Source organism: Nocardia vinacea NBRC 16497, from assembly GCF_000308835.1.
GTDB lineage: Bacteria > Actinomycetota > Actinomycetes > Mycobacteriales > Mycobacteriaceae > Nocardia > Nocardia vinacea.
Genome location: NZ_BAGN01000136.1, coordinates 23,605 through 34,934, shown reverse-complemented (window position 1 = coordinate 34,934; position 11,330 = coordinate 23,605). Strand labels below are relative to the sequence as shown.

The following is an 11,330-nucleotide window of genomic DNA, read 5'->3' as shown; positions in this document are numbered from 1 at the left end:
CTGCGCGATGCTGTGGTAGGTAGCGTTGCGTGCTTGTACCGCAGCGTCTTTCGCACTAGCGGAATGCGGCGTGCAATTCCTCGACGGTGCGACCATTGAGGCGGTAACAGTGGGCGAAGGCCTCGGCATGCTGATCGCGCGGCCAGGAGTGTAGGACGACGGTGCGACCATAGGAGCGCGAGTTGACCAGCTCCCATCTGTCACCGACCCGGCGGACCGTGAATCCGCCTCTCGGCATCAGGGGAATCACCATCGCCATCATGAACGCGAACCAGCCTTTCGTGCAGCTATCCCGTTCCTCCCCGGTTGAGCACTTTTGCACATCGCCGCCCGCGATCCGACATGACACGACGAAGTAAATCGTTCGCGTGTGGCTTATTTCACTCCCGCCGGAATGGGGCCGGGAGGTTGCGTGCTGGTCGCTGGGCGTATAAACGTGCGGAAGCGCCGAGGCGTACGGATAGGCGACTTGACGCGCAGTGTGGACATACCGGACCAACCGACGAGAGGGCGCAGATGCCGCTGCACATACATCGTGCCGAGCGCGCCGACGCGTTGGCGGAGGCGTTGGCCGCGCTGCTTGCGGAACCGTTGCCGGATGCCTTCGCGGCCGAGGTGGTCGCGGTGCCCGCGAAGGGTGTCGAGCGGTGGTTGACGCAGCGGCTGTCGACGGTGCTCGGCGTGTCCGGTCGCTCCGACGGTGTTGCCGCGAATATCGAATTCCCGTCTCCCGGTGCGTTGGTCGCCGAAATCTCGGCAGCGGCGAGTGGCGTGCCGGCAGAGGCGGATCCGTGGGCGTCGGAGCAGGTCGTGTGGACATTGCTGCGGGTGATCGATGCGTCGCTGGGCGAGCCGTGGAGTGCGGTACTCGCGCGACATCTCGGGGTCGGGGAACCCGCCGGACATCGGGTCGGTCGGCGGTATGCGACCGCCGCGCATGTGGCGGCGCTGTTCGACAGTTATGCCGCGCAGCGGCCGGGGCTCATCAAGGAGTGGGCGGCTGGTTCGGATACCGACGGTGCCGGTCATGCGGTGCCGGATGATCTGCGGTGGCAACCGGAATTGTGGCGGCGGTTGCGGGCCGAGGTCGGGGTGCCGAGTCCGGCCGAGCGGTTGGACGCGGCCTGCGCGCGGTTGCGGGACGAGCCGGATCTGGTGGATCTGCCTGGGCGTTTGTCGCTGTTCGGTGTGACGCGGCTGCCGAGCGATCAACTCGCGGTGTTATCCGCGCTGGGGGAGCGGCGGGATGTGCACCTGTGGCTCGCGCATCCGAGTCCGGTGATGTGGGCGGAGTTGAGTGGACTGCCCCCCGTGGTGGCACGGGCCGATGATGTCGGTGCGACGGTGGTGCGACATCCGTTGCTCGCGGGGCTCGGCAGGGATGTACGGGAGCTGCAGCAGCGGTTGGTCGGTGCCATGGATCAGCACCATGCGGCTGTCGGGTCGAATCAGGATGGCTGTCAGGAAGATTCGGGCCGGACACTGTTGAGCGCCCTGCAATCCGGGATTCGCGAGGATGTGTGGCCGCCCGAACCCGCGAGCTTTCCTGACCGCACCGTACAGGTGCATTCGTGTCATGGACCGGCGCGACAGGTCGAGGTGTTGCGCGAATGCCTGCTCGGCTTGTTCGCGGCCGATCACACGCTGGAACCACGTGATGTGTTGATCATGTGTCCCGAGGTGGAAGCGTATGCGCCGCTGGTGCGGGCGGCGTTCGGGCAGAAGATGGTGGGATCGGTCGAGTCGGTGGGGGATTCGGCGCATCCCGCGCATCTGCTGCGGGTGCGGCTCGCCGATCGGGGGCGTGGGGTGACCAATCCGATGCTCGCGGTGATCGCGGTATTGCTCGAGCTCGCCGACGGGCGGGTGACGGTGACCCAGGTCCTGGATCTCGCGGCGTCCGAAACCGTCCGTCGCCGTTGCGGTTTCGATGACGACGACATCGAGCGGTTGCGCGAGTGGGCGGCCGAATCCGGCGCGCGGTGGGGTATCGGGCAGCGCCAGCGGCAGGCGTTCGGGCTGGCCGACTTCGCCCAGAACACGCTCAATAGTGCGGTGGACCGCATCCTGCTCGGTGTCACCGCGGACGAATCTTCCGAGGACTGGTTGGATCTCGCACTGCCGCTGGACGATGTGGACAGCAATGATGTGGATCTGGCCGGCCGGTTCGCGGAATTCATCGACCGGCTCGCGGTCTGCCTGCGCGACCTGCGCGGACCCCGTCCGGCGCACCAGTGGGCGGCGGTGCTCGGGCGTTGCCTCGAACTGCTCACCGATGTGCCCGACAGTCAGGCGTGGGTGCGCACCGAGGCCCGCCGTGAGCTGGCCGCCGCCACCGAGCATGCGGGTGATGTGCCGTTGCGGTTGGCGGATGTCGGTGTGCTGCTGTCGAGTCGGCTCGCGGCACGACCGACCAGGGCGAATTTCCGGACCGGCGAACTGACGGTGTGCACGATGGTGCCGATGCGTTCGGTGCCGCATCGAGTGGTGGTGTTGCTCGGCCTCGACGACGAGATCTTCCCGCGCACCAGCGGCGTGGACGGCGACGATGTGCTCGCACGCAATCCACTACTGGGCGAACGGGATGCGCGCAGCGAGGATCGCCAACTGCTGCTGGATGCCGTGCTCGCGGCCACCGAGCAGCTGCTGATCTTCCACACCGGCGCCGACCCGGTAACCGGTGCGCATCGGCCGCCCGCCATCCCGGTCGCCGAACTGCTCGATGCACTGCGCGCACACGTCGGCGCGGCAGGTATGGACGCCGTGGTGACCCGACATCCGTTGCAGGGCTTCGACCGTCGCAATTTCGCGGCCGAGCGCCCGTTCAGCTTCGATACCGTCGCCCTCGCCGGCGCGCGGGCCGCCGGACAACCCGCACAGCCGCGTCCCGCCTTCCTGCCCGAACCGCTGCCCGCACTCGAACCCGCGGATGTCGCACTGGCCGACCTGATCTCGTTCGTCGAGCACCCGGTGCGGGCATTTCTGTGGCAGCGCCTCGGACTGCGCGTCCCCGAACACGAAGACGACATTGCCGACCGGCTGCCCATCGAACTCGACGGCCTCGCGAAATGGGAGCTGGGCGAACGACTGCTGTCCGCACGGCTCACCGGTGCGGATCCATCGACGCTGCGCGCGGCGGAGTGGCGGCGCGGAACCCTGCCGCCGTTCGGTTTCGGTGGTGCGGTGCTCGACGAGGTCGAGTCGACGGTGGACAAGCTGGTCCGGGCGGCGATGCCGGAGTACGAGGGTGCGCCGCGCGCGGTCGACATCGCGGTGGATCTCGGTAATGGCCGTCGGCTCACCGGCACGGTGCCCGAAGTGCGCGGTGAATCCTTGGTCCGCACCACGTTCTCCCGGCTCGCCCCGAAACACCGCATCGCCGCTTGGGTTTCGTTGCTGGCCTTGGCTGTGACCGAAGACCGATCGTGGCGCGCGGTTACGACGGGTCGCGGCCAATTCGGCCGTCCCGCATGGCGTTCCGAGCTCATGGCTCCCGAACCACCTGCCGCGCTGGCATTTTTGCGTGAACTGGTGCGACTGCGTGATGCCGGTTTGCTCGAACCGCTGCCGATCGCCCCCTCCGCAACCGCCGTTTACGCCGAACGCCGATTCCGCGGCTCGAACGCCGACGAAGCGGTGAGCGCGGCCGAACGCGAATTCAATGGCGGGCCCAATGGTCCCGGGCCGTTCGGTGACCACACCGACCGTCATCTGCGCTACATCTGGGGGCCTGCTCCTCGCCTGGATCACCTCTTGGCTGCCCCCGCGCCCCCGGGCGAGCCCGGCGAATCCACCCGCTTCGGGTCGCTGGCCCGTCGCATGTGGGCACCGCTGTTGGCCGCCGAGAATCAGGGCCAGCCGTGAGCGATCTCCGGTCGGCACCGCGCGGGCGCGCTCGGACGGGCGGCTGCGCAGCGAGTGTCGCTGTGCGCGAACCGCTTCGGCTCGGCGCGTCGGGTGCCGGTGCGGATGGGTTTCGCCGAGAATCGTGGTCTGTCATGAGCGGCACGGTGGTCCGGGTGTCCCGCATCGGGGGTTGCTGTCCGACGACTCGCTCCCTGGCGCATTGCACCGGCACCGCAGCGGCAGCCGCGTGCGAAATCGGTCGGCGCGCCTCCCGGATTGTGGCGGGCGTCGGGTGGACGGTGGAGCTATCGGCGCGCGGGAAGAAGGTGTTGCTCATGAGCAGTGCGAGCACCGGATTCGTTATGCGCGGAAGGGGCAGGGGATGACCATCGAGGACACTGCCTTCGCCGCGCCCGCGCTGAAGGCCGACCGATTCGATCCCAACGGTCCGCTCCCCACCGGAACCACCGTGCTCGAGGCGAGCGCCGGTACCGGTAAGACACATGCGATCGTCGGGTTGGCGGTGCGGTATGTCGCCGAGACGGGGATCGATATTTCGCAGCTATTGCTGGTGACATTCAGTCGGGCCGCCACCCAGGAACTGCGGGAACGGACCCGGGACCGGTTCGTCGCGGTGGCAGCGGCACTGGCCGATCCGGAGACGGCTCGGGCCCATGCCGATGAACTGATTCGGCTACTGGCGCAGGCGGATTCGGCCGAGGTACTGCTGCGGCGTCGCCGATTGCTCACCGCGCTTTCGGATTTCGATGCCGGGACCATTGCGACGACGCACAGTTTCTGCCAGCGAATGCTCGATGAGCTCGGCTTGGCGGGCGAACATGATCCCGGCTCACGGTTGGTCGAGACGATCGATGATCTGATCGGCACGGTCGCCGATGACCTGTACCTGAACCGGTATGCCCGTGCGGAGCCGCCGTTTTCGCTGAAGGAGGCGCATACGCTGGCGCTGGCGGCGGTGCAGGATCGCCACGCCGTATTGGTGCCGAAGGGGGAGGGACCGGCGGGGGAACGGGTCGCCTTCGCCGCCGCGGTGCGCGCGGAAACCGAGCGCCGCAAACGCCTGGCCGGACTGCGCGATTTCGACGATCTGCTGGTGCTGTTGCATGATGTGCTCGCCGATCCGGCGCACGGGCCGCGGGCCTGTCGCCGCATCCGCGACCGGTATCGGGTCGCCCTGGTCGACGAATTCCAGGACACCGATCCGCTGCAGTGGGACATCTTGCGGCTGGCGTTCCACGAGCATTCGACCCTGGTGCTCGTCGGTGATCCGAAGCAGGCCATCTACGCATTCCGCGGCGCGGAGGTGCTCAGCTATCTCGACGCCGTCGCCCACGCGGATACCCGCAGGGAGCTCACCGACAACTGGCGCAGCGATGCGGGACTGCTCGCCGCACTGGATCATCTGCAGGGCGGTGCGGCATTGGGGCACAAGGAGATCACGGTGTACCCGGTCACCGCGACCCGTGGCTGGTCGCGACTGTCCGGCCCCGAGGAACTGACGACGCCGCTGCGGATGCGGTGTCTGCCGCGCACGGGTGCGGGGCCGTTGAACAAGTCGGGATTCCCAGCGGTCGGGCGCATGCGGGCGAAGGTCGCCGAGGATCTCGCGGCGGATATCGTGCGGCTGCTCGAGTCCGGTGCGCTGTTCGAGGCCAAGACCGGACCGCGGCCGATCGGGCCCGGCGATATCGCGGTGCTGGTGCGGACTCGATCTCAAATCGATGTGGTGCGAACTGCTTTGGACCGGGTCGGGGTTGCCTCCGTGCTCGCCGGCGGCACCAGCGTCTTTGCCACCAGCAGTGCGACGGACTGGCTCTGGCTGCTGCGCGCGCTCGAACAGCCCCATCGCTCCGACCGTGTCCGCCTTGCCGCCTGCACACCGTTGCTCGGCGTGACGGCGTTTGAAATCGACAGCGGCGGTGCGGATCTCGTCGGTCGTATTTCCGCCCAACTGCGGGAGGCGGCCCGGCTGTTCGCGCGCGCGGGTTTCGCGGCGGTCTTCGAAAAGATCTCCGCCGAAGCGAATCTGGCTCAGCGACTGCTCTCGGTCGAGAACGGCGAACGCGAGCTGACCGATCTGCGGCATATCGCACAGCTGCTGGATCAGGTCGCGCTGAGCGAAGGTCTCGGCCTCACCGCGCTGACCCGCTGGCTGGCCGACCGCGTGCGCGATCCCGCCTCCGGATCGGTCGCCGACCGCAGCCGTCGCCTCGATCGCGATGCCGCGGCCGTGCAGATCGCCACCGTGCATGCCAGCAAGGGACTCGAATTCCCCATCGTCTACCTGCCTTTCGCCTGGGACAACGCGAAGAACCCGTATCCGCAGACGCTGCTGTTCCACACCGACGACGGCGCTCGTGTACTCGATGTCGGCGGCCAGGATGCGCCCGGCTACGGCGAGCGCAAGCTGCGCAGTGAAACCGAGGAGGCGGGTGAGGAACTGCGGTTGCTGTATGTCGCGCTCACCCGCGCGATGTGCCAAATCGTTACCTGGTGGGCACCCGCGATCACCACCGCCAATTCTCCGCTGCATCGGATGGTCCTCGGTCGCCCGGACGGTGGGGATCTCGTGCCGAGTAAGGCGGCGGTGCCCGCGGATGCCGTTGCGGTGTCGATGCTTTCGGCCTGGGCCGCCGGTGCGCCGGAGGCCATTTCGGTGGAAGGCGTCGAGCACACCGATACGGTCGAGATCCGGCGCGTGCGTAGCGAACTCCCGACCGGAGCCATCGCCGCGGCGCACTTCGCTCGCACCATGGACCTGCAGTGGCGTCGCACCTCTTATTCGGCCCTGACGGCAGGTGCGCACGATGCCGCCATTCCCGAGGCCGAACCCGAGGACGACCGCGGCCCGTCCGACGAACCCGGCACGCCCCTTCTCGCCGAAACCGAACCCGCGATCGCCGATGCGGCCCCGTCCCTGATGAACACGCTGCCCTACGGCGCCGAATTCGGCACCTTGGTGCACGGTGTGCTCGAGCGAATCGATACCGAAGCACCGGATCTGGCCACCGAGGTGCACACCCGCTGTCGTGCGGCCACCGAAGAGCTGATGGCCGAGGCCGATCCGGTGCTACTCGGCAATGCCCTACTCGCCGTGCTGCACACCCCGCTCGGATTCGGTTGTCTCGCCGACATTTCCACCCGGGACCGGCTCAACGAACTCGACTTCGAGCTCCCGCTCGCCGGCGGTGACATTCCGGGTGCGCATACGGTCACGCTGCGCCGGATCGCCGATCTGCTGCGGACCCATCTCCCGGCCGACGATTCCTTGTCGAGCTATGCCGACCAACTCGCGTCCCTGGACGGCACCCCGCTGCGCGGCTACCTCACCGGCAGTATCGACGCGGTGCTGCGCATCATCGAAAACCCGGGCGCGCAACCACGATTCGTTATCGTCGACTACAAAACCAACCGCCTCGGCATCGGCGATCTCACCGTCGACCACTACACCCACGACCGCATGGCCGCCGAAATGATGCGCTCGCACTACCCGCTGCAGGCCCTGCTCTACGCGGTCGCCCTGCACCGCTATCTGCGGTGGCGGCTGCCCGGCTACGACCCGACGCGCCACCTCGGTGGTGCCCGCTACCTTTTCGTTCGCGGCATGATCGGTCCCGAAACTCCGTCGGGCTGTGGTGTTTTCGACTGGAATCCACCGGCTGCGCTGATCGTCGCCCTGTCCGATCTGCTGGCGGGGGAGGCTTCCTGATGACATCGATCCAGTTGGCGCAGCGGGGAACCGGGCTGCTGCGCATATTCAACGAGGCCGGTGTGCTCTCCGCCGCAGACGTGCACGTCGCTCTCCGATTGGGCCGGATGGGCCGGGAAACCTCGGAAGAGGTGCTGTTCGCGGCCGCGCTCGCGGTGCGGGCGGTGCGTTCGGGTTCGGTCTGTCTGGAACTGCAGCGGATGCGCGAGATCGGCGTCGATGCCGATGAAACCTGGGATGCGGGTGCGGGTATCGATCCGGCGACGTTGCCGTGGCCGGATATCGATGCGGTGGTCGCCGCGCTGCGGGTCAGTCCGCTGGTGTGTGGGGGACCGGCCGGTCCGTTGCAGCCGTTGCGGCTGGTCGCGGGGCCATTGCTCTATCTGGACCGCTATTATCAGCAGGAGCAGACGATCCGTCGCGTGCTCACCGAGCGCTCCGGACATCATCCGAAGGTGGATCCGGCCATCGTGCGCCGCGAACTCGACCGGCTCTTCGACGCCCAGGTCGGTGCGGCCCCGGACCGTCAGCGGATCGCCGCCGCACTCGCCGCGACGCACTGGACCACGGTGGTGGCGGGCGGGCCGGGTACCGGCAAGACCCACACCATCGCCCGCATCCTGGCTCTGCTCGACGCACATCAGCGGGCGCATCCGAAGTTGCCCGCACTGCGCATCGCCATGGCCGCGCCCACCGGCAAAGCGGCCGCGCGACTGCAGGAAGCGGTGCGCGAGCAGGCTGAATCGCTCGCACTGCCGGAGTTGACCGCCGCAACCTTGCATCGTCTGCTCGGTTGGCAGCGCGGCCGGGCGACCCGGTTCCGGTACCACGAATACAACCGGCTGCCCTATGACGTGATCGTGGTCGACGAGACCTCCATGGTGTCGCTGACCATGATGAGCAGTCTGCTGGCCGCACTGCGCCCGGATACCCGCCTGGTGCTCGTCGGCGATCCGGATCAGCTCGCCTCGGTCGACGCGGGTGCGGTACTCGCCGATCTTGTCGCCGGACCCGTTGTCGGCGAACCGAATCCGGTGCTGGAACAGGTGCTCGGTGCGGAATCCATTGCGGTCGACGGTAATCCGGAGGCGCTGACCGATCTGGAGCGAATCCGGCTGCGCGGCGGTATCGTCCGGCTGACCCGTGGCCGCCGCTTCGGCGGCAAGATCGCCGAACTCGCCGTCGCGGTCCGCGCGGGTGATGCCGAGGCCGCACTCGCACTGCTGCGGGCGGGCGGTGAAGAACTCTCGCTCTGCACCCACGAGGACACCGCACCCGTGCGCGCCGATGTGGTGCGCGCCGCCCGCGAGGTCACCGCGGCCGCCATGGACGGCGATGCCGCGGCCGCACTGACCGCGCTCGAATCCCACCGCCTCCTGTGCGCGCACCGCCAAGGTCCCTTCGGCGTCGAACGCTGGGACCGCATGGCAGGCGAATGGGCCGCGGCCGGCGGCGCGGGGCCGGACGAGCACCATGCACCGTGGTATCCGGGCCAGCCCCTGCTGGTCACCGCCAACGACCACGAGGCGCGCATCTACAACGGCGATACCGGCGTCATCGTGCGTATGCCCGACGGTTCGTTGCGTGCGGCTCTGCAGCGCGGCAGCGAACCTTATCTGGTGCACCCGACCCAATTTCCGGCCGTGGTCACGGTCTTCGCCATGACCATCCACCGCAGCCAGGGCAGCCAGTACGACACCGTCTCGGTCGTCCTGCCCGAACCCGAATCCACCCTGCTCACCAGGGAACTGCTGTACACGGCCATTACCCGCGCCCGTCGCCACGTGCGCATCATCGGCACCGACGACTCCATCCGCGCCGCCATCGACCGTCGCGTGCTGCGTGCCAGCGGCCTGTCGCGCACCCCGGAGTCACAGTGAGCCTGACCTGGGAATCTCACGTTTTCCGCGCCCCTGACGTCTACCCAGCGTGAGATTGCCTCCGTTCGAGGAAGTGGTGGCCGAATACGGCCCGATGGTGCTGCGCGTGTGCCGGGCCGTGCTCGGTCCGACCGATGCGGCCGATGCCTGGTCGGAGACTTTTCTGTCGGCCCTGCGGGCCTATCCGGACCTCGACCCGACGACGAATATCGAGGCATGGCTGGTCACCATCGCGCACCGGCGCGCGATCGATGTGGGGCGCGCACTGACCCGCGCACCCGTTCCCGCCGAAACGCTGCCCGAACGCACGGCACCCGATGCCGACCCGGCCGATTACGACCCCGATCTGTGGGACGCACTGGCGTCGCTGCCGACCAAACAGCGCCAAGCGGTGGCCTACCACTACCTGGCGGGTCTACCGCACGCCGAAATCGCTCAGCTGCTGGGCAATTCGACTGACGCAGCCCGCCGCGCCGCCGCCGACGGCCTCAAAACATTGCGCAAGCTCTACCCGAAGGATCGAACATGATGGCCACTATCGACCGGGATCCGGACGGCCTCTTCGACGGCCTGAACCCCAACTCCACCGAAATCCTGTCCCGATTGCGTCGACGGCTGGCCGCCGACGCCCAGGCCGCGGGCCTGCTCGACGTCGCGTATCGCACGCTGGACACCCCCGTTGGTACCTTGCTGCTCGCGGCCACCCCTGCGGGTCTGGTGCGGGTCGCCTACCCCAACGAGCACCACGACACCGTGCTCGCCACACTCGCCGAGCGCATCAGCCCGCGCGTCCTGGCTGCCCCGGCGCGTCTAGATGCCGCGGCACGCGAGATCGACGAGTACTTCGCCGGTGCGCGAACACAATTCGATCTGCCACTCGATCTGCGTTTGACCGTCGGATTCCGGCGCCAGGTGATCGAGCACCTGAGCGATATCGGCTACGGGCATCGCGAGAGCTACGCCGATGTCGCCGCGGCCGTCGGCAATCCGCGCGCGGTTCGCGCGGTCGGCTCGGCCTGTGCGCACAACCCGCTGCCGGTGGTCATCCCGTGCCATCGCGTGGTGCGCAGCGACGGTTCGATCGGCCAGTACGTCGGCGGCGTCACCGCCAAGACCACCTTGCTCACGCTCGAAGCGGCGTGAAAGGAGCGCTATGAAAACCCTTGCCGCACTGGAAGAACGAGTCGAAGCGCAGCAGTGGCACGATCTGACCGAGGAGATCGACGCTTACGGCTGCGCCAAGACCGGCCCACTACTGAGCCCGGACGAGTGCGCCGAATTCACCGCCATGTGGGTGGATCTGGGCCGCTTCCGGTCGACGATCGATATGGCCCGCTATCGATTCGGTCAGGGCACCTACCGGTACTTCGCCGATCCGGTCCCTGTACCGATCATGCGGCTGCGCAGGGCTTTCTACCGAAAATTGCTGCCCATCGCGCGCACCTGGGCGGACCGACTCGGCGACCCTACGCCATGGCCCGACGATTTCGACGATTGGCTCGACGCCTGCCATGCCGCCGGGCAGACAAAGCCGACGCCGATTCTGCTGCGCTACACCGAAGGCGACTGGAACGCGCTGCACCGGGACCTCTACGGCGAGCTCGTCTTCCCGCTGCAAGTCGTGATCGGCCTGGACCGCCCCGGCATCGACCACACCGGTGGTGAATTCCTCCTGGTCGAACAACGACCCCGCGCGCAATCCAAGCCGACGGTCACCATCCTGGAACAGGGCCACGCACTCGTCTTCACCACCCGAGATCGGCCGACCCCATCGTCGCGCGGTTGGTCTCGCGCTCCGATTCGCCACGGCGTCAGTCGAATTCGCAGCGGCCACCGACACACCCTTGGCCTGGTTCTGCACGACGCCGAATGAG

7 protein-coding genes are annotated in these 11,330 nt (G+C 67.9%); 6 read left to right on the top strand and 1 reads right to left on the bottom strand.

Annotation, left to right across the window (positions count from 1 at the left end; genetic code table 11):
• Positions 1-55: 55 nt before the first annotated feature.
• On the bottom strand, positions 56-253 hold the full coding sequence (locus ON44_RS18845; protein ID WP_245567223.1) for a hypothetical protein: 198 nt from the start codon (positions 251-253) through the stop codon (positions 56-58).
• A 263-nt stretch (positions 254-516) separates the two neighbouring features.
• Here ON44_RS18845 and recC point away from each other — a divergent pair, with 263 nt between their 5' ends.
• The 6 genes from recC to ON44_RS18815 all read left to right on the top strand — a co-directional run bounded on the left by recC (position 517) and on the right by ON44_RS18815 (position 11,329).
• Positions 517-3,864 (top strand): exodeoxyribonuclease V subunit gamma, encoded by a 3,348-nt coding sequence (gene recC, locus ON44_RS18840; protein ID WP_040691834.1) that lies wholly within the window; start codon positions 517-519, stop codon positions 3,862-3,864.
• 364 nt (positions 3,865-4,228) lie between these two features.
• The gene (locus ON44_RS18835) at positions 4,229-7,576 is read left to right on the top strand and encodes a UvrD-helicase domain-containing protein (protein WP_051182186.1); all 3,348 of its coding nucleotides are present in this window, start codon (positions 4,229-4,231) and stop codon (positions 7,574-7,576) included.
• Positions 7,576-9,456, top strand: a complete 1,881-nt coding sequence (gene recD, locus ON44_RS18830) for an exodeoxyribonuclease V subunit alpha (protein WP_040691832.1) — start codon at positions 7,576-7,578, stop codon at positions 9,454-9,456. The genes ON44_RS18835 and recD overlap by 1 nt, the downstream gene beginning before the upstream one ends.
• A gap of 49 nt (positions 9,457-9,505) precedes the next feature.
• Positions 9,506-9,985 carry an RNA polymerase sigma factor gene (locus ON44_RS18825; RefSeq protein ID WP_305082462.1) on the top strand — a complete coding sequence of 160 codons (480 nt, stop codon included), beginning with the start codon at positions 9,506-9,508 and terminating at the stop codon, positions 9,983-9,985.
• Positions 9,985-10,599 carry a methylated-DNA--[protein]-cysteine S-methyltransferase gene (locus tag ON44_RS18820; protein WP_051182185.1) on the top strand — a complete coding sequence of 205 codons (615 nt, stop codon included), beginning with the start codon at positions 9,985-9,987 and terminating at the stop codon, positions 10,597-10,599. The genes ON44_RS18825 and ON44_RS18820 overlap by 1 nt, the downstream gene beginning before the upstream one ends.
• A gap of 10 nt (positions 10,600-10,609) precedes the next feature.
• The gene (locus ON44_RS18815; RefSeq protein WP_040691830.1) at positions 10,610-11,329 is read left to right on the top strand and encodes a 2OG-Fe(II) oxygenase; all 720 of its coding nucleotides are present in this window, start codon (positions 10,610-10,612) and stop codon (positions 11,327-11,329) included.
• The last annotated feature ends 1 nt before the right edge of the window (position 11,330 follow it).

Excerpts from the sequence above, each read along its gene's own strand:
- ON44_RS18835 (WP_051182186.1), top strand. The coding sequence starts at position 4,229 with ATGACCATCGAGGACACTGCCTTCGCCGCGCCCGCGCTGAAGGCCGAC.
- ON44_RS18815 (WP_040691830.1), top strand. The coding sequence starts at position 10,610 with ATGAAAACCCTTGCCGCACTGGAAGAACGAGTCGAAGCGCAGCAGTGG.
- ON44_RS18845 (WP_245567223.1), bottom strand. The coding sequence starts at position 253 with ATGGTGATTCCCCTGATGCCGAGAGGCGGATTCACGGTCCGCCGGGTC.
- recC (WP_040691834.1), top strand. The coding sequence starts at position 517 with ATGCCGCTGCACATACATCGTGCCGAGCGCGCCGACGCGTTGGCGGAG.
- ON44_RS18820 (WP_051182185.1), top strand. The coding sequence starts at position 9,985 with ATGGCCACTATCGACCGGGATCCGGACGGCCTCTTCGACGGCCTGAAC.
- recD (WP_040691832.1), top strand. The coding sequence starts at position 7,576 with ATGACATCGATCCAGTTGGCGCAGCGGGGAACCGGGCTGCTGCGCATA.